Origin of the sequence: Acidithiobacillus acidisediminis (assembly GCF_023277115.1) — a bacterium.
GTDB lineage: Bacteria > Pseudomonadota > Gammaproteobacteria > Acidithiobacillales > Acidithiobacillaceae > Igneacidithiobacillus > Igneacidithiobacillus acidisediminis.
In genome coordinates, this window is record NZ_JALQCS010000001.1 from 222275 (window position 1) to 244292 (window position 22018).

24 protein-coding genes are annotated in these 22018 nt (G+C 61.7%); 4 read left to right on the forward strand and 20 right to left on the reverse strand.

Features of this window, described 5'->3' with window-relative positions:
* Positions 1-2247 (forward strand): ATP-dependent Clp protease ATP-binding subunit ClpA, encoded by a 2247-nt coding sequence (gene clpA / locus M5D89_RS01170; protein ID WP_248883910.1) that lies wholly within the window; start codon positions 1-3, stop codon positions 2245-2247.
* Here the strand turns inward: clpA and M5D89_RS01175 are convergent.
* The 12 genes from M5D89_RS01175 to M5D89_RS01230 form a co-directional block, all read right to left on the reverse strand.
* Positions 2244-2651: a hypothetical protein gene (locus M5D89_RS01175; RefSeq protein WP_248883911.1), complete on the reverse strand. Its 408-nt coding sequence runs from the start codon at positions 2649-2651 to the stop codon at positions 2244-2246. The genes clpA and M5D89_RS01175 overlap by 4 nt on opposite strands.
* Positions 2632-3156: an inorganic diphosphatase gene (gene ppa, locus M5D89_RS01180; protein ID WP_248883912.1), complete on the reverse strand. Its 525-nt coding sequence runs from the start codon at positions 3154-3156 to the stop codon at positions 2632-2634. The genes M5D89_RS01175 and ppa overlap by 20 nt, the downstream gene beginning before the upstream one ends.
* Complete coding sequence (gene kdsB / locus M5D89_RS01185; RefSeq protein ID WP_248883913.1) at positions 3153-3932, reverse strand: 3-deoxy-manno-octulosonate cytidylyltransferase; 780 nt, start codon at positions 3930-3932, stop codon at positions 3153-3155. The genes ppa and kdsB overlap by 4 nt, the downstream gene beginning before the upstream one ends.
* Positions 3929-4111: a Trm112 family protein gene (locus M5D89_RS01190; RefSeq protein ID WP_248883914.1), complete on the reverse strand. Its 183-nt coding sequence runs from the start codon at positions 4109-4111 to the stop codon at positions 3929-3931. Before M5D89_RS01190 ends, kdsB begins: the two co-directional genes overlap by 4 nt.
* Positions 4108-5106, reverse strand: a complete 999-nt coding sequence (gene lpxK / locus M5D89_RS01195; protein ID WP_248883915.1) for a tetraacyldisaccharide 4'-kinase — start codon at positions 5104-5106, stop codon at positions 4108-4110. Before lpxK ends, M5D89_RS01190 begins: the two co-directional genes overlap by 4 nt.
* Complete coding sequence (locus tag M5D89_RS01200; RefSeq protein ID WP_248883916.1) at positions 5103-6248, reverse strand: hypothetical protein; 1146 nt, start codon at positions 6246-6248, stop codon at positions 5103-5105. The genes lpxK and M5D89_RS01200 overlap by 4 nt, the downstream gene beginning before the upstream one ends.
* Complete coding sequence (locus tag M5D89_RS01205; RefSeq protein WP_248883917.1) at positions 6245-6931, reverse strand: lysophospholipid acyltransferase family protein; 687 nt, start codon at positions 6929-6931, stop codon at positions 6245-6247. Before M5D89_RS01205 ends, M5D89_RS01200 begins: the two co-directional genes overlap by 4 nt.
* Before the next feature lie 3 nt (positions 6932-6934).
* Complete coding sequence (locus M5D89_RS01210; protein ID WP_248883918.1) at positions 6935-7348, reverse strand: ExbD/TolR family protein; 414 nt, start codon at positions 7346-7348, stop codon at positions 6935-6937.
* Positions 7345-7965 carry a MotA/TolQ/ExbB proton channel family protein gene (locus M5D89_RS01215; protein ID WP_248883919.1) on the reverse strand — a complete coding sequence of 207 codons (621 nt, stop codon included), beginning with the start codon at positions 7963-7965 and terminating at the stop codon, positions 7345-7347. The genes M5D89_RS01210 and M5D89_RS01215 overlap by 4 nt, the downstream gene beginning before the upstream one ends.
* A 73-nt stretch (positions 7966-8038) precedes the next feature.
* Entirely contained in the window at positions 8039-9112 is a 1074-nt protein-coding gene (locus M5D89_RS01220) for a linear amide C-N hydrolase (RefSeq protein ID WP_248883920.1), read from the reverse strand.
* A 25-nt stretch (positions 9113-9137) separates the two neighbouring features.
* A complete protein-coding gene (locus M5D89_RS01225) occupies positions 9138-10349 on the reverse strand; it encodes a mechanosensitive ion channel family protein (protein WP_248883921.1) in 1212 nt (403 codons plus the stop codon).
* An 83-nt stretch (positions 10350-10432) separates the two neighbouring features.
* Positions 10433-12607, reverse strand: a complete 2175-nt coding sequence (locus M5D89_RS01230) for a ComEC/Rec2 family competence protein (RefSeq protein ID WP_248883922.1) — start codon at positions 12605-12607, stop codon at positions 10433-10435.
* Between M5D89_RS01230 and M5D89_RS01235 the strand changes: the two genes are divergently transcribed.
* Positions 12592-13146 carry a DUF2062 domain-containing protein gene (locus tag M5D89_RS01235; RefSeq protein ID WP_248883923.1) on the forward strand — a complete coding sequence of 185 codons (555 nt, stop codon included), beginning with the start codon at positions 12592-12594 and terminating at the stop codon, positions 13144-13146. The genes M5D89_RS01230 and M5D89_RS01235 overlap by 16 nt on opposite strands.
* Here the strand turns inward: M5D89_RS01235 and M5D89_RS01240 are convergent.
* The 6 genes from M5D89_RS01240 to M5D89_RS01265 form a co-directional block, all read right to left on the reverse strand.
* Entirely contained in the window at positions 13143-13832 is a 690-nt protein-coding gene (locus tag M5D89_RS01240) for an ABC transporter ATP-binding protein (RefSeq protein ID WP_248883924.1), read from the reverse strand. The genes M5D89_RS01235 and M5D89_RS01240 overlap by 4 nt on opposite strands.
* A complete protein-coding gene (locus M5D89_RS01245) occupies positions 13825-15069 on the reverse strand; it encodes a lipoprotein-releasing ABC transporter permease subunit (RefSeq protein WP_248883925.1) in 1245 nt (414 codons plus the stop codon). The genes M5D89_RS01240 and M5D89_RS01245 overlap by 8 nt, the downstream gene beginning before the upstream one ends.
* On the reverse strand, positions 15066-16550 hold the full coding sequence (gene lysS, locus M5D89_RS01250) for a lysine--tRNA ligase (protein ID WP_248883926.1): 1485 nt from the start codon (positions 16548-16550) through the stop codon (positions 15066-15068). The genes M5D89_RS01245 and lysS overlap by 4 nt, the downstream gene beginning before the upstream one ends.
* A gap of 12 nt (positions 16551-16562) precedes the next feature.
* Positions 16563-17661 (reverse strand): peptide chain release factor 2 gene (gene prfB, locus M5D89_RS01255; RefSeq protein ID WP_248883927.1). Its coding sequence is split into 2 segments (ribosomal slippage): positions 16563-17585 and positions 17587-17661, totalling 1098 coding nucleotides; the frame shifts between segments, so codons are not numbered across the junction.
* A 79-nt stretch (positions 17662-17740) separates the two neighbouring features.
* Entirely contained in the window at positions 17741-18148 is a 408-nt protein-coding gene (locus M5D89_RS01260; RefSeq protein WP_248883928.1) for a type II toxin-antitoxin system VapC family toxin, read from the reverse strand.
* Positions 18139-18393, reverse strand: coding sequence for a type II toxin-antitoxin system Phd/YefM family antitoxin (locus M5D89_RS01265; protein WP_248883929.1), 255 nt, complete (start codon positions 18391-18393; stop codon positions 18139-18141). The genes M5D89_RS01260 and M5D89_RS01265 overlap by 10 nt, the downstream gene beginning before the upstream one ends.
* Positions 18394-18635: 242 nt before the next feature.
* Here M5D89_RS01265 and M5D89_RS01270 point away from each other — a divergent pair, with 242 nt between their 5' ends.
* Positions 18636-18872 carry an AbrB/MazE/SpoVT family DNA-binding domain-containing protein gene (locus M5D89_RS01270; RefSeq protein WP_248883930.1) on the forward strand — a complete coding sequence of 79 codons (237 nt, stop codon included), beginning with the start codon at positions 18636-18638 and terminating at the stop codon, positions 18870-18872.
* A 206-nt stretch (positions 18873-19078) separates the two neighbouring features.
* Here the strand turns inward: M5D89_RS01270 and istB are convergent, their stop codons facing one another.
* Both istB and istA read right to left on the reverse strand, forming a co-directional pair.
* Positions 19079-19837, reverse strand: a complete 759-nt coding sequence (gene istB / locus M5D89_RS01275) for an IS21-like element helper ATPase IstB (protein WP_248883931.1) — start codon at positions 19835-19837, stop codon at positions 19079-19081.
* A gap of 17 nt (positions 19838-19854) precedes the next feature.
* A complete protein-coding gene (istA, locus tag M5D89_RS01280) occupies positions 19855-21375 on the reverse strand; it encodes an IS21 family transposase (RefSeq protein WP_248886415.1) in 1521 nt (506 codons plus the stop codon).
* 314 nt (positions 21376-21689) lie between these two features.
* On the opposite strand from istA, the gene M5D89_RS01285 reads away from it, so the two are divergent.
* Positions 21690-21992, forward strand: a complete 303-nt coding sequence (locus M5D89_RS01285; protein ID WP_248883932.1) for a type II toxin-antitoxin system VapC family toxin — start codon at positions 21690-21692, stop codon at positions 21990-21992.
* Positions 21993-22018 lie beyond the last annotated feature (26 nt).

Genomic DNA, 22018 nt, shown 5'->3' on the forward strand with positions numbered 1-22018 from the left:
ATGATAGACAAATCCTTGGAACAATCCATCAATCAGGCATTTCAAACGGCACGGGAATATGGGCACGAGTACGCATCGGTCGAACATCTCTTACTCGCTCTGCTAGATAACCCTGCCAGCATCGAGGTTCTGGATGCCTGCGGTGCCGATCGCAAGCGCCTGAGTCGGGAGCTCAAAAACTTTCTCAGCAAAAAGATTCCCTCCCTGGGCGACGCGGGCACGGTCAACAGTCAGCCGTCGATCGGCTTCCAACGTGTCATTCAGCGCGCGCTCTACCATGTGCAATCGGCGGGCAAGGATGCGGTCACCGGGGCCAATGTCCTGGTTGCCCTCTTCGCCGAACGCGAGTCCCATGCGGTCTATTACCTGCAAAAGGAACACGTCTCGCGTATGGATGTGGTCACCTACCTCGCCCACGGGCAGCAGCGTGATGAAGGCAGTGAGGAAAGCGAGGAGCCAGAAAGCACACCGGAGCGGAAACCAGGCAAGGATCCCCTGGCGGCGTATACCCGCAACCTCAATGCCCTGGCCCGAGCCGGACGCATCGATCCGCTGATCGGACGCAGCCACGAACTGGAACGCGCCCTGCAAATTCTGGCGCGGCGACGGAAAAACAACCCCCTCTTCGTTGGCGAGGCGGGGGTGGGGAAAACCGTCATCGTCGAGGGCCTGGCGCGTGCCATCGTCCATGGCAAGGTCCCGGAAATTCTCGAAGACACCATCATTTACGCCCTCGACATGGGTGCCCTCATTGCGGGATCACGCTATCGCGGCGATTTTGAGGAGCGTCTCAAGGCCGTGCTCAAGGCCCTGCAGCGGCAGCCCAAGTCCATTCTCTTCATCGACGAAATCCACACCATCGTCGGGGCCGGGGCGGTATCTGGCGGCGCCATGGATGCCTCCAACCTGCTTAAGCCAGCGCTGGCGGCGGGGGAACTGAAATGTATTGGAGCCACGACCTATCAGGAGTACCGGCAGCATTTTGAGAAGGATCGTGCCCTGAGCCGACGCTTTCAGAAAATTGACGTGCCCGAACCGAGCCCCGACGAGGCCATTGAAGTCCTACGCGGCCTCAAGCGTCATTTTGAGAACCATCATCATCTGCGCTACACCGACGCTGCCCTGCGCGCCGCCGTGGAGCTCTCCATCAAGCACATCCACGATCGGCACTTGCCGGACAAGGCCATCGACGTGATTGACGAAGTCGGCGCCGCCCAAGCCCTACTCCCGCCCTCGCGGCGGAAGAAAAGTATCGGCGTTCACGACATCGAGGACATGGTCGCCAAGATCGCCCGCATTCCGGGCAAATCGGTTTCCCTCGATGATCGTAGCGCGCTGAAAAATCTGGAGCGCGATCTGGGTTTGGTCATCTTTGGTCAGGACCGGGCCATTCAGGAGCTCAGCGCCGCGATCAAGCTTTCGCGGGCCGGCTTGCGCCATGCCGAAAAGCCTATCGGTGCCTTCCTCTTTTCCGGCCCTACCGGTGTCGGCAAGACGGAACTCACCCGCCAGCTTGCCCAGCTTCTGGGCATCCCCTTGCTACGCTTCGATATGAGCGAATACATGGAGCGCCACAGCGTTGCGCGCCTGATCGGTGCCCCGCCGGGCTATGTCGGCTATGATCAGTCCGGCTTGCTCAGTGATGCCATCCTCAAGCATCCGCACGCGGTTCTGCTCCTCGATGAAATCGAAAAGGCCCATCCAGACATCTTCAATGTCCTGCTGCAGGTCATGGACCACGGCAAGCTCACCGACGCCAGCGGTCGACAGGTCGATTTCCGCCAGGTGATCCTGGTCATGACCACCAATGCCGGGGCCGAAGAGCAGGGCAAGGCGGCCATCGGCTTTGTGCAACAAGGCGGCGAAAGTGGCAAGGAGATGGAAAGTATTCGCCGCGTCTTCGCCCCGGAATTTCGCAACCGGCTCGATGCCATCGTCCCCTTCTCGCCCCTGGCGCGGGAAGACATTCTGCATGTGGTGGACAAGTTCCTCATGGAGCTCGATGAGCAACTCCTGCAGAAGGGCTATAGCCTGGAGGTCAGCAGCGAATTGCGGCAGTGGCTGGCGAAGAAGGGGTATGATCCCCTGATGGGCGCACGTCCCATGGCGCGCCTGATTCAGGAAGAACTGAAAAAGCCCCTCGCCGAGCATATCCTCTTCAGCGACCTGCCCAAGGGAACCCAGATCCGTGCCGATCTGGAGGCCGACAAAGTCGTTCTGCGGCTACCCGAGATCGCTCCGGCTTAACGGTTGCGGCGCCAGTACGGCGCCAGCAGGCGTGCCTCCGGCACCTCCTGCAGAATCGCAGCGGGAATCTCGACGGTGAGCCCCGGGCGGGCCCGAATACTCACCCAAAGAAGGTTCATACGCAGGTTGAGATCGGCGAAGACCACCCAGCTTTGGTATCGCTGCAAGACCCCGCCGACCAAACGCAGGGTTTGTAGTTGCCGTTCTGGACCCTGACGCCGTAAGCCCGGAAAGAGCATGCGGAAGTCCGCCAGGAGATTGCCATATTCATCACGGCTGGGAACGCGCTGCCAGAGCGGCCCCTCTGCCTCCAATCGGCCCCAAGGAAGGGCGACCGGCAGTTGTGCTGCCGAGACCAGCGAAGTCCCGGCAGAAGAGCGTCCGTCAGCCCGGGAAACGGGCAACGTCCTTCTGGATGATTTCCCGCGCGGCGTCGACACCCGCCCAGTCCTTGAGTTTCACCCATTTACCCGGCTCGAGATCTTTGTAGTGCTCGAAGAAATGGCGCACCTGATCGAGCAGGGATTGCGGCAGATCGTGAACGTCCTGAATGGACTCATAGCCTGGCGCAATCTTGGCATGGGGCACCGCAATGATCTTCATGTCCAATCCTTTCTCATCTTCCATGGTCAAGACCCCCACGGGACGGGCGCGCAGCACCGAGCCAGGCGCTACGGGCTGGGGAGAGACCACCAGCACATCCGTCGGGTCGCCATCGTCGGAGAGGGTGTTGGGGATAAAGCCATAATTCAGGGGATACTGCATCGAGGTAAAGAGAAAACGATCGACGAAGATCGCCTCGGAAGCCTTCTCTACCTCGTATTTGATGTTCGATCCCTGGGGGATTTCGATGACCACATGGATATCGTCGGGGACCGCCTTGCCAGCAGGGATTTCTTTCAGTTTCATATACGACACTCCTCGTAGGTAGAAAATACGGCCCGCACCCGGACCAGATCGGCGGGGGTATCAACGCCAATCGGCGCGGCCATGTCGCCACAGCATACCCGAATTCGCTCACCGCGTTCGAGAATGCGCAACTGCTCCAGGGATTCGATCGTCTCGAGCGCCGAACGTGGCCAGCGCGCGTAGTCGCGCAGAAATCCGGCGCGGTAGGCATAAAGCCCGAGGTGCCGCCAATGCTGCCCCGCCGGGAGCGCAGCGTCGGCGTCGGCCAGGGGATAGCCATCACGATCCCAGGGAATGGGCGCGCGAGAAAAATACAGCGCATCCCCTGCGGCATTCAGCACCACTTTCACGGCGTGGGGATCAATGAATTCTTCCCAGCGCGTCATGGGTACCGCCGCTGTCGCCACGGACAGCTGCGGATCGGCGGCCAAGGCCGCTGCCACCGCATGGATCAATGACGCCGGCATGAGCGGCTCATCGCCTTGCAGATTCACGATGATCTCATCCGCTGGCAACCCCAGAATCTCTGCTGCCTCTGCAAGGCGCTCACTACCGCAACTATGGCGTGGATTGGTCTGTACCACTTCGCCACCGTGCGCCTCCACGGCAGCCAGGATCTGTGCATCATCGGCGGCAACCACTACGCGACGGGCACCACTGCCCAGGGCGCAACGCCGCACCCATTCGATCATCGGTAGACCAGCGATGGGGAGGAGCACCTTTCCCGGGAGGCGGGTGGACTGCAGGCGGGCGGGGATGAGAACGGTAAAATTCACGGTGACTCGCCGTCGATGGGCTCCGCCTCTTCCACAAGCAGCACAGGAATGCCCTCCCGCACCAGGAAACGCAGTTTGCACCGAGTACAACAAAGGGCACTTTGTGCCGCACAAGGAACCAGGGGCCCCTTGCATTCCGGACAAGCCAGCAGGTCGAGCAAACGGCGATCGATTTTCACGGTGCCTTCCTCCATTGCGCCAGTCGTCGGTCGAGCCAGTCGGAGAAAGCCGGCTCCCAGTGGATACCGATCTCCAGCACCCAGATCTCTGGCAGATCAGAAAGTCCTGCACATTTTACGGCATCCTTGCTGGTCATGACGAGGGGCGCGGGGAGATGCGCCAGATCCCGCTGACGGAAGACATGATGATCGGGGAAGGCATGCAAGATCACCGCTGCCCCAAGGCTTTCCAGGGTACGCTGCAAGCGCTCCGGGCGGGCAATACCGGTAACCGCATGCACCCGCCGTTGCTGCAGCGCCGTCAGGGGCAGCTCCTGCAGCGGGTCGAACAAGCTGTGCAAACGCGTAACCTGCTGGGCATAGCGAAACAGCGGCCGAGAAACCCCGATCAGCTCCGGGCTAGCCGCCGCCGCAGGATCGCAGAGCAAGGCATCAGCAGCCTGCAGGGCAGATTTGCCCTCGCGCAAGGGACCAGCCGGCAGGCAGCAACCATTGCCAAACGGGCGCTCGCCTTGCAGAAGCAGGAGCGAAATGCTCGGCCGCAGGGCGAGGTGCTGAAAGCCATCATCGAGAACGACGATGTCATGGCCCGCAGCGGCGGCTGCAACAATCCCGGTGTGGCGCCTACGGCTCAGGTAGACCGGCGCCACCGCGCGCAAGAGCAGGGGCTCATCCCCGGCGTGGGCGGGAAGGTCATCGCTGCAGACCGCATAGGGTTCCTGCGGTGGTCGTGCGCCATAGCCACGGCTGATGGCGGCAGGATTCCAACCGTTCACTTGCAAATGGTGCAGCAAGGCGATGCTGACGGGGGTCTTGGCACTACCCCCCACGTTCAGATTCCCAACCACGATACTGGGCAGGACCCCAGGACTGGGCCGTGCCCGCCACCGACGCCAGCCCGCAGCGGCGCAGTACAGTGCGCCCAAGGGTCGCAAGAGGGCAGAACAGGCTCCACCGCTATACCATTGACGCTCCAGTTGCTGTCGCCAGTTCACCAGTCGAATACGCGCTGCAGAAATTCTGCCAAGCGCTCCCCAGCCAGGCGGCGCTGTTGCCAAAAGAAGCGCCGGTAGGCATCGGCCTCCTCGCGCGCGGCAATGGGGTCGGCCAGTATCCTTTGCCAATGCTGCAGGACTTCTTGCGGCGTTGCCCACTCTACCGGCAGGGTTGCCGGCGTATCTGGCAAATCCCAGGATTGGCCAGGATAGCGACTCAGTGGGCGCCCCCCAGCAAAGATCTGCCATATCTGGGTGGTGCTCGCGGCGCGCAGGTGCACGGCATCACACGCAGCGGCCAGGGCGGGATACCAGCGCGCCTCGTCCACCTGCAGGACGGTCCCTACCGGCTGCAGGTCGCGCTGCCAGCGCGACAGTCGCGGCAGGCTCGCGGGTGCCCCGGCCCCTTCGAGGAAGAGCAGGCCACGTACCCGCAGCGGGGACGCCTGCCAGGCCGCCAGCCACTCCGACCAATCGCCGGCTTGCAAGCCCGTCACCCAAAAAAGAGCGTCGCCCTGGCTACCAAGAATGAGGTTACGGAAGTTGGGATCGACCTGGGCTACCGTGACCAACGTCAAAAAATCCACCGGCTCCTGCAAGACGGGCCGATCACAAAGCGCCTGCCAGCTCCGGTATTGCGCTTGGCTACGCGGAAGCACAGCCTCCCAGGGGGTATTCTCGGCGCCCTTGCTGGGCGCTGCAGCGACAGCCAGGGCAGGAATCTTGCGCTCCCGCAAAAGGCCTGCGAGGGCGGGGCTGGGGTTGCGACCCAAACCCAAATACCGCAAAGGCCGCAATCGCTCCAAGGTGGTGGAAAGAGCGCGGGGATGGGCACAGGGGCCAAAACCGTAACCCAATCTTTCGATGCCCGCCGTGGCTTCGGGAAAAAGTGCCGGGTCCTCCTGCTCAAAGGTCAGGATCATGCGCAGATCACGGCGTTTCTCGCTGATGGCACGGCAGAGTTCCACCCCCAGGCGCAGATCGTCGCTACGTTCAGCCCCCTGCAGCCATAACACTGGCCCGCGATCGCCGGGCAATTTCAGCCCTCCGAGACGGGCATTTGCCTGGGCCAAGCGCCCGGCGCGAGCGTCCTGCCAACTCGCCCAGCGGGCGCGCCAGGCATTACTGCCGTAGTAACTCATGGATCCTGATCCTCATGCCCCTTCGCCCCTATCAACTGGTCGGCACGCCGCCGCTGTGCCCGCATCGCCGCCTGCAGTTCACCTTGCATTCGTTGCAGGTCTGCTGGCGCGGTATCGGCTGGTACGTGCAGCGGCTCCCCCCACAGCACCACGGCGCGACTCCCCGGCCAGGGAAAGAGAAAATGATCCCAACTGGAAAACTCCTGCCCCCAAGCCGCAGAGAAGGTCACGGGGACGACCGGAAGCCCGGTCCAGCGAGCGAGTTCCAGCACGCCCGCCTGCAGTTCCTCGCGTGGGCCACGCGGGCCGTCGGGGGTGATGGCCAGATCGTAGCCGGCGCGTGCTGCCCGCACCATACCTTTTGCCCCTTTGAGGGCACCCCGGCGACTGGAGCCGCGCACCGCCTCATAGCCCCAGTGGGACATCACCTGGGCAATCAACTCTCCGTCCCGGTGTTCGCTAATCAGAATCTTTACCCGCTGCCCGCCGATGCGCCGGTAGGCCTCGGGAATCAAGGCCAAACGCCCATGCCAGAAGGCGAGAATGATGGGTTGCCCCGCAGCATGCAGGGCGCGGATCGGCTCTGCCCCCTCCTCGCGCCAACGCAAGCTCCAGACAATCATCCGCAGCAGAACGGCGGCCAGCCATGCCGCGCGGGCTTGCCAGCGCCCCTGCAAACGCACCCGTCAGTGTCCCGCCTGACTCAAGGTAGCAAAACTGATCCGCGTCAGCCCGGCCTGCTGGGCCGCGTCGAGGACATCGATCACATACTGCTGGGTGGCGTCTTTGTCGGCACGCAGCACGATGACTCGTTCTGGATCCTGCGCTGCCAGCGCCTTCAGACGTTCCAGCAGGGCGCTCATAGGCAGCCCATGGCCATCGATGGCCACCCGCCCACTCGCGCTGAGATCGATGGTAATCGGCGTTTTTGGCTCACCCTTGGCGGCCTGCTGCGCCTTGGGTAACTGCATGGAGATATGACTATGTTGCACAAAACTCGTCGTCACCATAAAAAAGAGCAGCAATACCAGAACGATATCCACCATGGAGATGACGTTGATCTCGGGCTCTTCCATGCCCCCGCGTGCGCGAAAATTCATGATTGCTTGGCCCCCGCCAGCAGATTCACCAGCTTCAAGACATCCTTCTCCGTCGCCAGCACCAGGGCCTCTACCCGGCCGCGGAAATAGCGATAGAAGAGCAGGCTGGGAATGGCCACGATCAGACCCGCGGCGGTGGTGATCAGGGCCTCGGCAATTCCTCCCGCCAAGGCCTTGGGATCGCCCATGCCCACAGCGCCGATGGCCGCAAAGGCGTGCATGATGCCGAAGACCGTACCAAGCAGTCCCAGCAACGGCGCCACGCCGGCGATACTGCCGAGAAAGTTCAGGTAGCGATCGAGATACGCCATCTCGTGCCGCCCCGCATCCTCCACCAGTTCCTTGATGGCGTCGCGTGGCTGGCCAATCTGCTGCAAGGCAACGAGCAGAATACGCGCCACCGGGGTATCATTTTCGTAGAGCCGCTTCACTGCCTGAGGCAGCTTGCCGCCTTCCACCAGGTCCGCAACCTGCTCGACTAAGCCCGCGGGCACGATCCGCGCCCGCCGCAGCACCCAGAAGCGATTCCCAATGATGGCCAGAGCAATAATGGCCGCAAGAATAAGGATGGGCAGCACAAAGCCACCCAAGCTGAACAACTCTACCAGATCACGCACACAAGACTCCCGCCAGGAACCCTAACGGGAACCGACTATAGCATAAGCACACAATTTGCAGAGGGGCGTTCTGTTAGCCCAGGTTACGCGACACCTCCGGTGGCACGGGCGCAAAGCGAAACTGCGCTGCCGGACGAAAATCCTTGACCACATCGCCCGAGTACACCTGACCCTGCCCCATGGGAAGCATCTTCACCGACGCCCCCGGACGGAGACCCGCCTTGTTCAGATTTACCCAGAAAAGATCTAGGCTGGAAGTGGAATTGAAGTAATATTTCAAATCCTTCTGATCGGCCACTACGCGCCAGCGGGTCGTAGAAATATTGGGATGCCCAGGCGTCGAGATCCCCATGGGGACGGAGACGTTGTTGAGCACGCTGAAGACCTGCGCCACCCCCTGCTGATTATTGGCCGTTTTGGGAATGGCGTGGATATAGAAATCGGCTCGGGCAAAGCGATCGGGTGCCTGGTTGGTTCCGGGAAGAAAACGGGTACCACCAATCTGCGACCAGTACTGGGCCACCGCCAGCTGCTGTGGATATTCTGGGTCGTTGGTCATCACCTGATACTGACGACCCGCATGCACCACCAGTTTGCCATCGATATATTCCAGAATGGCGCTGTTGCCACTGGCGTCAGACAAAGAGAGGTGCAAGGTCGTGAAGCGATCGGTGCCAGGAATGGGTGCGGAGATCAGACAAACGGGATGGGTCTTGAGCGACGCCACGGCGGCGTCGACCGTCGCAAAATTATCGAGAAAATATTGCGCCCAGGCACTGATGGCCAAACGCTTGGCATCGGCGGGACACTGATCCGGATACTTGCTGCTGTTAAGCCAGAGCAGGTTGGCATTGAGGCCTTTCTGATTCATGCCATCGCTGACGGCGGCATGGAGGGAGGTGACGACCACGCTCCCGTAGCGCGCCGTCCACTCCGCAGAATTCTTGCCCGCTGCCCCGTTTTCCTTGCGACCAGCCGGGAAAAGCCATAGGCGCGAGTGCATGGGATCTTTCCAGTCCATGGTGCGGCCCGTGATATTGAGGCCGTCCTCGCCGTGGTAGACCACTCGGGTACACGCCTGAGCGGCCATACTGAAAGCGCCCAGGGACAAGGCCAGTACGACACGGTTCAACCAGGTTGCGGGCATAAAGATCTCCTTTTCGTGAAACCCCTCATTGGGGCTTGGGTTGCAAGGGAGGGTGCGCGGGAACCGACCATGGGTTGTCAGCGGTGACCAGTTCCGGCTCAGGAGTATTGGCCATGAAATGAGGAGACATGATCTGCACACCGTTTTCATTAAAGACATCGAGCACCTCGGCGTGCAGGCGGGATAGGGTTTGGGCATGGCCGCCCGCGATGGCAATATCGAAGCACGCAACAAGCAGATATTCCACATAAAAGTCCGATAGTTGACGCTGCAGCACATAGGGCGGGGGATCATTCACCAAACCTGGACAACGCTGCCCAGCGGTCAACAGGAGGGATTGCACCTGACGCCACGGGGTGCTGTAGCCAATCGACACAGCAACTTGCAGGGTATGATGCTTGCCCACACCCTCGCGGGAAAAATTACGGATTGGTTGACTGAAGACCACCGCATTGGGAATGCTCACCTCTTCGCCGGTGCCGGTCGCGATACGGGTAGCAAAGACGCCGATCTTGACGACCGTGCCACGGGTCCCACCCACCGCCACATACTCCCCCGCCTGCAAGGCATGAGAATACAGCATCGAAAATCCGGCCAAGGCCTGCCCCACCACACTCTGCCCACCCAGGGAAATCATTAATCCAGCCAGAACGGAAACGCCCTGAAAGGTGGCGCTGCTTGAGCCCGGCAAGTAGGGGTAGGCCAAGGCCAGGGCAAAGAGCCAGACCAAGAGATTGCTGATTTGACGGGTGGGCGCGGCGAGGTCGGCGGAGATCCATCCGACGCGAATGCGCCCGGTCTCGACACGCCGCAAAAAGGCCGAATTGGCCTGTACCAGGCCCCGCGCCAGCACAAAGATCAGGATAGCAACAAAAAGATTGGGTAGGGCAGCCAGTACGCCCGCTAACAAGTGCTGTAACCAGTGCCCCAGCCACAGAGACAGGCGCACCCCGATGTCATGGCTGAAATCGAACTGACGCAGGACAAAGGTAACGACCAAGGCCAGTACAAAGAGATAACTGGCCCAAAAGATCAGGCGTAGTACACTGGCCAAAAGGAAATGCAACTGTCCTAGGTACTGCCGGACGGAAGTCTCCCCCTGACGCAACAGTACACCCGCCAGTCTTGCCTGAAGCCACGACTGCAGCACGCGTAATATCCAGAGCACGCCCACGCCGACGATAAGCACCAGCACGGACCAAAGTATCGAAAAGCCCACGGATTCCAGTGCAGCCATGTAACTTCCTCTGTTATTCCGTTTTGCGGATTATTCATTCGCTACCAGCGCAAAGCAACAACAACTCCTCCAGCGCCAGCCATTCAGGAAAGATCCCAATACGGCGTCGGTCGAGCGGGGGCGAAAGAATCCGTCGCACCGGGATTGGATTGCCCCTCGCCCAAGATATGAATCTGCGCAACCGGGAAGGCGCGATGCATCGCCAAGCGTTGCCACAGATCCCAGCTGTATGGGACGAAAACAACGCGCGGCGGCACTCCTTTCCAGCGTGTCAGAAGCCCGCGCTCTGTGCGTTCGTCCATGTCGCCGGCCACCAGGACGTGCCCGGCATCCAGGCGCAAGACACAGGGTTGCTGGGGGGCGAACTGCAGGGTCTGCCCCCCAGGGATCGCCTGCCCAGCACAGGCCTGTGTTGCACGCTCCAATTCCGGCAGGCGATTACCGGCCGGAAGCAAGATCTCCTCGGCCTGGGGCAAGGGGCGCGGCAAGGAGAGATCCCCTAGCACCCAAGTCGTCAGGCGCTTCTGTCCCGCCTGCTGCAGTTGTGCGGCCAGCAGGGGCGCCAGGGCGCGCTGATCCGGGCGCCGCCACAGGTTGGCGGTATACAGGCCCGTTGCCCGCCCCGCCTGCCAGAAGATCGCCATTCCCTTCCCTACCGGTAAGGCGTGGATGCGCAGCCCTTCTGGAGCCGGCCCGGGCGCCAGGAGGGGTAGAAAGCCGAGATAGGCGAGAGAACGACCGGGCCAGGCACGGGGCAGAAGCAATAAGGAAAAAAGCAGTGCCGCCGCGACGGCCGCGGCGAGACGCCCCGGCGCCACACTCAGCAGGGCTCCGGGCCAGTGTCGCAGCCAGTCGAGTACGGCGGTCACGCCCCGCATTTCCAGGGCAACAAGACGAAATAGCACCCGGTAGGCGAATTCCCAGTCGAAGAGCGCGCCGGCGGCTCCGAGCAGCGCCAGGGGCACGGCAAGCAGCTCGATGAAGGGGATGACGAGCAGATTTGCCAGGGGAGAAATCAGGGAGATACTACCGAAGAGGTAGGCCAGCAGCGGCAATAGCAGAATGGAAACGCGCCACTGCGCCGCCAGGGCCTGGCGCCAGTGCCCCTCCTCCATCCCCAGGCTGATGAGTACAGCGACGGCCAGTATCGACAACCAGTAGCCCAAGTTGATGACCTGCCCAGGATCGAGGAGGGCCATCATCGCCGCACTGAAAACAAGACCGGACCAGACCGCATGGCGGCGACCAAGCAGGGCGGCCATGCTCGCCGCAGTGATCATCCACGCTGCCCGCTCGCCAGGGCTTTGCATCCCCGCCAGATAGGCATAGATCCAGGCCACCGGAATCGCAGCCACTAGCGCCGCCTGCTGCGCCGGCCAGCGGCGGACCAAAGCCGGGATGCGGCGCCAGAGGGCACGCCAGAACCAGAGGAAGAACCCCGTCACCACCGCCACATGGGAGCCGGAGATCACCAAGAGATGGGCGGTACCTGTATCGCGATAGATCTGCCAGAGTTCCGGCGGCAACTGATTGCCAATCCCCACCGTCAGGGCCTGCACATAGCCGGCTTCAAGGCGCGGCAAGGCGGCATTGCTGGCCTGCACCACGCGCGCCCGCCACTGGGCGAGGAGGTCCAACGGATACCAAGAGGAGAGGGGCAAGGGGGTGGCGGAAAGAATCTTGCCAGCGCCGAGCAGCCCCTGCCAGAAACGCTCCCGTGGCAGGTCGACAAAGGCACTATGACGCAGGGTATGCAAGGACTCGGAGCGGATCTCGAAGCGCCAGCGCTGACCGGTAACCGGCACTTCCGGCAACGCCCCATGCAATTCGAGCAGGGGTGGGGAATGCCGCGTTGCTACGTCACCCTGGAGGGATTCCGGCGCCAGATGCAGACGCCACTGCCCACGCTGCTCCTGGGGAATCCCCTGGACGCGGCCGCTGACGGTGTAGCTGTGTCCGGCCGGCAAGACTCGGTCCAGGAGCTGTCCGGCCTGCAGATCGGCAAGCAGAAAGGCCAGCGCGGCACAGGCCGGCAATAGTGCTTGGTGCCAGCGCCAGGCCAGGGCGGTAAAAAGCAGCACCAGGGAAAGAGCGGGAAGCCAGGACGGCAAGGCGGAAAAAAACTGAAAGAAGACCACTCCGCTTTCCAGGGCCAAGGCCACGGCCAGGAGGCTGGGCCAGGATTTGGTCCAGTGCGCGAGACTCGCTAGACTAGGGCCTCTTCGTCCCGACAGGATTCCCATTGCGCCTGCCCGCATTCCTTCGCCTCCCCCGCCGTGAGGAAATCCTCAAAAAACGTCCTCTCGGACGTTTCACCCACTATCTGGCACGCAGTGCCTACTGGCATCTGCATCGCCGGAATGTCGCCAAAGGTGCGGCCATCGGGGTCTTTATTGGCTCCCTCCCCTATTTTGGGCATGTGGCCACCATTCTGGTGCTCTGTCTCTGGCGCCGGGCCTATATCCCCCTCGCCGTAATCATGCCCTTCATTGTGACCGGCCCGTTCACGATCGTGCCGTTTTTTTATGCATCCTATCAGTTTGGCTACTGGTTATTGCAACGGGCGCACCTGGCACCCGCCATTACCATCCACTATGCCGACATCCATCGCTTGGTGCATGGCAATATCAGCCTGGTATCCATGGGCGACCGCCTCTGGCACGCCTACTGGGTCACCTGGATCGGCAGCATCATTCTCGGGGCGGCAATGGCCGCCGTCGTCTACGCCGGCATCATGCTGGGCTGGCGGGTGTGGGTCCATTGGCGCCTGCATCGTCGCGAACAGAACCGCGCTTAGTTCTCAGCCGTTTCTGTCAGGACACCATCGCGCAGGTGCAAAACCCGCGCCATGCGCTCCGCCAAGGCGGGCTCGTGGGTGACCACCACCATGGCTGTTCCCAGTTCGGCGTTCAGGTCGAGCATCAGGGCATGTACCGCCTCGGCAGCACTACGGTCAAGATTGCCCGTCGGCTCATCGGCCAAGAGTAGCGCCGGGCGCGTCACCAAGGCGCGTGCCAGGGCCACGCGCTGGCGCTCCCCGCCGGAGAGCATCCCCGGCTTGTGTTGATAGCGCTGCCCCAGGCCCACTCGGTCGAGCAGCTCCTTGGCCCAAGGCTCGCTGGTCGCACGCTTCTCCCGACGGATGCGCAGGGGCAGGAGCACATTTTCCAGGGCGGTAAATTCCGGCAGCAGACGATGCAGCTGGTAAACAAAGCCAATGTGTTGATTGCGCAAGCGGCTCCGCGCGGCTTCCGAGAGACGGTACAGGTCCTGCCCCAGGACCTCCACGCTGCCGGCGCTGGGGCGCTCCAGCCCCCCCATCAGGTGCATCAGGGTGCTCTTGCCCTGCCCCGAAGCACCGACGATGCCGAGGCGCTCCCCGCGGCGCAGCTCCAGATGGATATCGCGCAGCACATCCAGGCGTCCACTGCCAAAGCTGTAGCTGTGGCGCAGACCCTGCACCCGCAAGACGAGATCACTCATAGCGCAGGGCCTCCGCTGGATCGACACGGGATGCGCGCCAGGACGGATACAGGGTCGCGATCCAGCTCATCAGCAGCGAGGCGATCGCCACATGCAGCACGTCCGCCCACTCCAGACGGGAAGGCAACTGGCTAATGGAATACACCTCGGGGGACAGAAACTGCACATGAAAGAGCTGCTCGATGAAGGGCACGATGGTCGGCACATTGAGGGCCAGCAAGACCCCACCGAGCACCCCCAAAGCCGTACCAAAGAGGCCGATGATGATGCCCTGCACCATGAAAATCAGCATGATGCTGCGCGGTCGCGCCCCCAAGGTGCGCAGGATGGCGATATCCGGCTCCTTGTCCGTGACCACCATCACCAGGGTGGCGACGATATTGAAGGCCGCCACGGCAATGATCAGCGACAGAATCACGAACATTACTAGCTTCTCCATGGCCAGGGCCTTGAAGAAATTTTCGTGGGTCTGGGTCCAGTCCTGCACGTAAAAGGCCGGACCCAGGATCTTCTGCAGGTGGGCGGCAAAGACCGGGGCGTTGAAGGGATCGGTGATCTGCATGCGCAGGCCGGTCACACCACTCCCCAGGTTGTAGAGCGCCTGGGCGTCCGGCAGGCTGATATAGGCCATGCCGCTGTCGTAAGCATAGATCCCCACGGAAAAGAGCCCGACCACGGTAAACTGACGCAGAGTGGGCGTGACCCCCAGGGGCGTAACGCCGCCTTGCGGGGAGATCAGGGTAATCTTGCTGCCCACCGTGGCCCCCAGTTGCTTGGCCAAGGCGCGGCCCAGCACAATGCCCCATGGGTGCTGCTGCAGGGCATCAAGGCTGCCCACCTTCATGTCCTGCGCCAGACGATTCACTCGCCCTTCAAGCTGCGGATCGATCCCCTCGACCAGGGCACCGCTTACCAAGCCATCATGGGACAGCATGGCCTGCGCCTGCACATAGGGCGCTACCCCGGTTACCCCCCGCACCGCCGAGAGGTTCTTCTCCGCCTCGTGCCAATTCAAGACTGGCACGCCATTGCCCTGCACGATCACGTCGGAGGTGACCGCCAGAATCCGGCTGCGCAAGGTGTGATCAAAGCCATTCATCACCGCCATGACGGTGATCAGGGCTGCAACACCAATCACCATCCCCAAGATGGCGGTACCGGTAATGAAGGAAATGAAATGATTGCGCCGCTTGGCGCGGGTGTAGCGCAGGCCCACCCAGAGTTCGAAAGGCGTCATCCCTGTTCCGGTCGCAGATGGGGGAAGAGGATCACCTCACGGATGCTCGGCTGATCCGCCAGCAGCATCACCAGCCGATCGATGCCCATGCCCACCCCCGCGGTCGGCGGCATGCCATACTCCAGGGCGCGGATGTAGTCGTGATCATAGAACATCGCCTCGTCATCCCCCGACTCCTTGGCCAGGACCTGGGCCTCAAAACGGGCCGCCTGATCCTCGGGGTCATTCAGCTCGGAGAAGCCATTGGCGAGTTCGCGCCCAGCAATGAAGAGCTCGAAGCGGTCGGTGACTTCCGGGTCGGCATCATTGGCCCGCGCCAGAGGACTGACCTCGGTGGGGTATTCGATGATGAAGGTCGGCTGCAGCAACTGCGTCTCGACGGTTTTCTCGAAAATCTCAATGAGGCGCTTGCCCCAACCCCAACCCGCCTGCACCGGCAGGCCCAGGTCCCGCAGCTTGTGCCCGAGGACTTCCGGATCGCGCAGATTGGCGCCACGCAAGTCGGGATTGTAGCTGCGCACCGCCTCCGCCACGGTCAGGCGGGCAAACGGCTGCCCCAGGTCGATGGCTGCGCCTTGATAAGAGATCGCCGTCTGCCCCAGGGTCGCCTGCGCCGCTGCACGGATGAGCCCTTCGGTGCGATCCATGGCAATGTGGTAATCGGCATAGGCCTCGTACCACTCGAGCATGGTGAACTCGGGATTGTGGCGGGTCGAGATGCCCTCGTTGCGGAAATTCCGGTTGATCTCAAACACCCGCTCGACCCCGCCCACCACCAGGCGTTTGAGATAGAGCTCGGGGGCGATGCGCAGATACAAGGTCATATCCAGGGCATGGTGATGGGTCACGAACGGCTTGGCAGTAGCGCCGCCAGGAATCGGCTGCATCATCGGCGTTTCGACCTCGACGAAGCGCGCCGCGCTCAGCCCCTGACGCAAGGCCACCACGGTTGCGGAACGGATCTGAAAGGTGCGCCGCGCTTCTTCGGTTACGATCAAATCCACATAGCGCTGGCGAAAGCGGGTCTCCGGGTCCGTCAAACCATGCCACTTCTCGGGCAAGGGACGCAGGGCCTTGGCCAGCAGTTGCAGGGCATGCACGCGCAGGCTCAACTCCCCGGCCTTGGTACGAAAGAGGGTGCCCTCCACGCCAATCAGGTCCCCCAGATCGAGTTCCTTGAACTGTGCATAGGTCCCTTCCCCGACCTCCTCGCGGCTCAAGAAGAGCTGCAGCCGACCACTGCCATCCTGCAGGTCGGCAAAGCTCGCCTTGCCCATCACCCGCCGGGTCATGAGCCGTCCCCCCACACGAACTGCAATGGGCTCACGCTCCAGGGCGGCGGCATCCATATCGGCGCAGCGGCGCTGCAGATCACCCGCCTCGGCATCGCGGCGGAAGGCATTGGGATAGGCCCGCCCCGCCTCGCGCCAGCGCTGCAGCTTCTCCCAACGCACCTGCATTTGATCGTTGCGTTCTTCCATTCTGCCCTCGCCTCAGAGGCCGGCCTTCAAGGCCGCCTCGATGAAGATATCCAGACTGCCATCCAGCACCTTTTGCGTATCGCCCACTTCGACACTGGTGCGCAGGTCTTTGATCCGCGACTGGTCGAGCACGTAGGAGCGGATCTGATGCCCCCAACCAATGTCGCTCTTGCTGTCTTCCAGAGCCTGCTTCTCCGCCTCCCGCTTCTGCAGTTCCATCTCGTAGAGCTTGGAGCGCAGCATGCGCATCGCCTCGGCACGGTTCTTGTGCTGCGAGCGATCGGTCTGACAGGCCACCACAATCCCCGACGGGACGTGGGTAATGCGCACCGCCGAGTCGGTCTTGTTGATGTGCTGGCCGCCCGCACCGCTGGCCCGGTAGGTATCCACCTTGAGGTCGGCGGGGTTGATCTCGATCTCGAAGCTGTCGTCGATCTCGGGGTAGATAAAGACGCTGGCGAAACTGGTATGGCGCCGGTTGCCCGAATCGAAGGGCGACTTGCGCACCAGACGATGCACCCCAGTCTCCGTCCGCAGCCAGCCAAAGGCATGATCGCCCTTGACATGGATACTGGCCGACTTGATGCCCGCCACTTCGCCCTCGGAGACCTCCACCAGCTCGGCGGCAAAACCGTGTGCCTCCGCCCAGCGCAGATACATGCGCAGGATCATCTCCGCCCAATCCTGGGCCTCGGTACCCCCGGCTCCCGCCTGGATGTCGACAAAGCAGTTGGCGGCATCGTGGGGGCCAGAGAACATGCGCTGAAATTCCAGCTTTTCCACCGCCGCCAGGGCCTGATCGAGATCGCCATCGACCGCCGCCAGGAGCTCCGTATCGTTCTCGCTCAAGGCCAGATCCAGCATCTCGCCGCTGTCCTGCAAACCCGTCAGCAGCCGATCCATGGGCTGCACGATGGCCTCCAGGCTGGCCCGCTCCCGTCCCAACTCCTGTGCCTTCTCCGGCTGGTTCCAGATGCCGGGGTCTTCCAGCTCCCGCCCTACTTCCTCTAAGCGACCGCGCTTTTCCTCAAGGTCAAAGATACCCCCTCAGGCCGTCCAACCGGGCCTGGAGATCGTCGCGCAGGGCGCGCATCTCATTCACTTCTCGCATCGTGGATCCTTACAACTGCGCCAAAGCGGCATAGTATGCGCAAAGTCCCGCGCTGGGGCTAGGGATACGCGGCAAGAGTTCAGGACCGCTCCTGACGAAAAACATCTCTTGCCAGGCCATGGGCCGCCTGATCCAAGCGGGAATCGTTGGTCCACAATGCATCACAGCAATGAATCTGCGCGATGGCCAAGTGTAGAGCATCCGGCGGCTTTAGTCCGAAACGTCCCCGTATGGTTGCGGCCAACAAAAAAGTTTTCTCGGATATAGGCAATTGCTGGAACTGGCCAAAGCCCTCTTCGTAGTACTGCTGCAACTGCAAATTTCCGCTTCGTATTGGCCCAACAAGACACTCAAACTTTACCAGGGGAGATATGGCAAAGTGGCTTTTCGGATGGGCAAGCAGCGCCTCCTGCACGCGCGGACCAAACACTGGATGACTCTCGAACAGATAAATGAGCACACAACTATCGAGGTAAATCAATCCCATTCTTCGCGTCCGCGAAGAATATCGGCGTCGATTTCCTCCGGACTTCGGCGCGCGTGTGCGGGTAAAGGATGACGCCTCAGCCAGACCAGGATGTCTTGTGGCGCAGCTGCGGTTGGCGGCGATCTCAAGGGTTCCAACCGAGCCACCGGCACCCCACGATTGCTAATCACCACTTCTTCCCCCGCCTGAGCGCGTTTCACCAGCTCTGAAAGGCGGTTTTTCGCGTCGAGAATGTTTGCCTGCATGACAATTCCTCCCCATGACTCTTCAAAAGATTATAGCCCTATCTGGCTATCTTAGCCAGATAGGGGCGTTACTTGCGCAAAAATCTTCCAGCAAGAAGGGTTTTCCCTTGCCGTCTTTCCAGCGAGTGCCTATGCTGACCCAGCATTGCAGGGCCTTGCGAACGTCGCCGAGCACAGTAACTTGCGATCTCCGCAGCGCATCCTTACCATAAAGTAAGGATTTTTATTTTGGTTAGGATCGCATGCTCAGCACCCTCAGCAGCAAAGGACAAATCACCCTCCCCAAGGCGCTCCGGGAACAACTGCACCTGCGTCCAGGGGACAAAATCGAGTTTTTGCTGACTGAGGGCGGCCGTATCGAGATCCTGCCGATCACCCTGCCCATCGCCCGACTGAAGGGCATGGCGCCAAAACCACAACAAGCACTTTCCCTGGAGGAGATGGACGCGGCCATCCGGGAACGGGCCGGAAAGCCATGATTGGGCTGGATACCAATGTGCTGGTCCGCTACATCGTGCGCATTCTGTTGATCGTGGGCGGTCATTCTGCTGATCGTGGGCACCCCCCGAAGAGCGAACTTTCTGGCCGGTGCTATTGTATGCCTGGGTGCCCACGATGGGTCAACTTTGGGTGGTCGTGGTGCCCAGGGATGTACGTTACCGTTACCGTGTAAATGGTGTAATGGTCACGACGATTCGGTTGGCTGGTTTTCGTGACGGTCACGGTGACGGCGTAAAGACTCTCCCTTGAGCTCCAGCCGGTGTGCGCTTTGCAGGAGACGGTCGAGGACGGCATCGGCGACGGTGGGCTCGCCGAGATATTCGTGCCAGTGGGACACCGGCAGCTGACTGGTGATCAAGGTGGCGCGCTGGCCGACGCGATCATCGATGATTTCCAGCAGGTCACGGGCATCCTCTCCACCCATGGGGGCGAGGCCCCAATCGTCGAGCAGTAAGAGGTCGACCTTGGCCAGGGTGTTCAGATAGCGGCCGAAGCTCCCGTCACCGTGACGGATACGCAGATCTTCCAGCAGGCGTGGCAAGCGCAGATAGCGCACACTCAAGCCCTGCCGACAGGCTTGATGACCGAAGGCACAAGCAAGCCAGGTCTTGCCGGTTCCGGTGGCCCCGGTGAGGAGGAGGTTCTGCCCCTGGCGTATCCAGGTATTCTGGATCAGGGCGGCGATGCGCGATCGATCCAGTCCCCGAGAACTGCGGTAGTCGATATCCTCGGCGCAGGCATCGTGCTTGAGGTGGGCGAGTTTCAGCAACCGCGTCAGGCGGCGTTGATCCCGGGCACAGAGTTCGCGGTCGAGGAGCAGGCCGAGGCGCTCTTCGAAGGAGAGCTCCTGGTATTGCGGCAGCCGGGTTTGCTCGTCGAGGGCATCGGCCATGGCATCGAGGTGTAACTGCCGCAGGGTGTTCAGGGTCGGTGGTAAGAACATGAGAAACTCCTGGATATTCAATGGTAGTACTGGGAACCGCGGAGGTTGTTGTGCGCGGGCAGAGCCGTGCTTTTGGCCGTCGACTCCGGGACGTGATCCATGCCCTTTTGGAGAATCGACCGGACACTGCGGGTGGTCGGGGCACCAAGGTGCAAGGCCCGACGACAGGCCGCTTCCAGACGGGGCTTGTCATAGCGACGGGCGAGGTGGAGCAAGCCCAAACAGGAGCGATAGCCCTGCTCGGGGTGCGGCTTACTCTCCAGCTGCCAGCGCACGACGTCGCGGGTTGCCGGGCCAATGGACAGTGCCCAACGCAGCAGACGCCCCGGGCTCCATTCCCGGTGGCGCTGATGGGCCTTGGGCAGGTGCTCCGTGCAGGTACTGAAGCGGCCCGGCTGCAACCCACGCAGATGACTGGCCACCCGTTGTTGCTGGTGGAAGATCTCTACCGTTTCGGCACTTATCCGCAGGTCCACCCGTTGCCCGATCAGCCGGTAGGGGACCGAGTAATAGTGCCCCTCGCAAGCGACGTGATAGTCGATACTGACCTTGGCCGTCTTCCATGTGGCAAAGACATAGGGTTGTACGGGCAAGGGCTGCAGTGCCGGCCGGTCCAGCGCCTCGAAGAGGCTCCTGCGACTGCCAGGCAGACGCTTGAAGGGGCGCTGGTTCAGGTCTTCGAGCAGACGATGAATCTCGCGGTTGAGCTCCCGCAGAGAGAAGAACTGGAAGTGCCGCAGGCGCGCGAGAATCCAACGCTCCACCACTTGCACCCCCACCTCGACCTTGGCCTTGTCTTTGGGCTTGTAGGGCCGAGTGGGGAGCACGACCGAGCCATAGTGGGTCGCGAGATCCTGATAGCTGCGGTTGATCTGCGGCTCGTAGCGAGACGCCTTGGTCACGGCCGCCTTGAGGTTGTCGGGGACGAGCAGAACCGGTGCCCCGCCCAGGTAGTTCAGGGCACGAACGTGGGCGCCCAGGAAGTCCCCCAGGCTCTGGCTCCAGGTCGCCTCGCAGTAGGTATAGCTGGAAGCCCCCAGCACCGCCACAAAGATCTGTGCCTGCCGGATCTCCCCGGTACTCGGATCGATGACCGGCACGGTAGGGCCAGCATAGTCCACGAAGAGCTTTTCCCCGGCAACATGGGTCTGGCGCATGCTGAGTTTGAGGCGCCCTCGCCAGCGCCGGTACAGGGTGCAGAACTGCGCGTATTGATACACCCGTTGCCCGGCATGTGCCCCGACGTATTCCTCCCAGAGCAGCTGCAGGGTCATGCCCTTGCGCCGCAGTTCCGTGTGCATCTGGGCAAAATCCGGCAAGACCTTGCTTGATGCCACTGCGGGTTTCCGCTCGGGAAAGAGCCGTCCTTCCAGAGCCGCCTCGCCCTGATCCGCAGGCAGCGGCCAGGACACCGCAGCCTGTTCCGCCCGCTGCAGATATTTGCCGACAGCCCCTTTGGAGAGCCCGCAGGCACGGGCAATTTGCCGCTGGCTCAGGCCAGCCGCGTGTAAACGAAGTACCTCCATGATTGCTTTCATCGTCATCCTCGGTGTCGGCATCCTCAACCTCCCGTAAAAAGAGTGCAGGATGCTCGCTAAGCCAATGAATGACCAAAAAGTTCTGAAATCGCCAAGGGAAAAACACGACACCATTCTGGCATCGTGGGCACCCATTCTGAAAACACCGCAAAACTGCCCACGATCAAAACAGAATCAGTGCCCACGATCGATCAGAATGACCGCCCACCATCGTTCAGAATCGCTGCCCACGATGGTCCAGAATACGCAACATCGTCCAGGATGACGCGATCCAGGGCACCCAGGCGGCGCGCTTCATTGAAAGTCAATGCAGCGTGGAGCAGCCCGGCTGGATCGACAGCATTACTCTTTGTGAACTGGTCTGGGTCTTGGAAAGTGCCTACGGCTACTCTCGAGGCGTTGTTGCCGACATTTTGCGTCAGGTCCTGAGCACGGCAGAGTTGTCTGTAGAATCTACTGACCAAGCCTGGGCGGCGCTTCGCGCTTACGACTCCGGAGGGGCCGATTTTGCCGATTACCTGATGGGCATCCGCAACCGCGCCCAAAATTGCGACAGCACCTGGACCTTCGATAAACGCGCTGCGCGCTCCCCCTGGCATCGCTTGATACCCAGTTGATTTGTCCCATGCGCCCACGTCGTTTT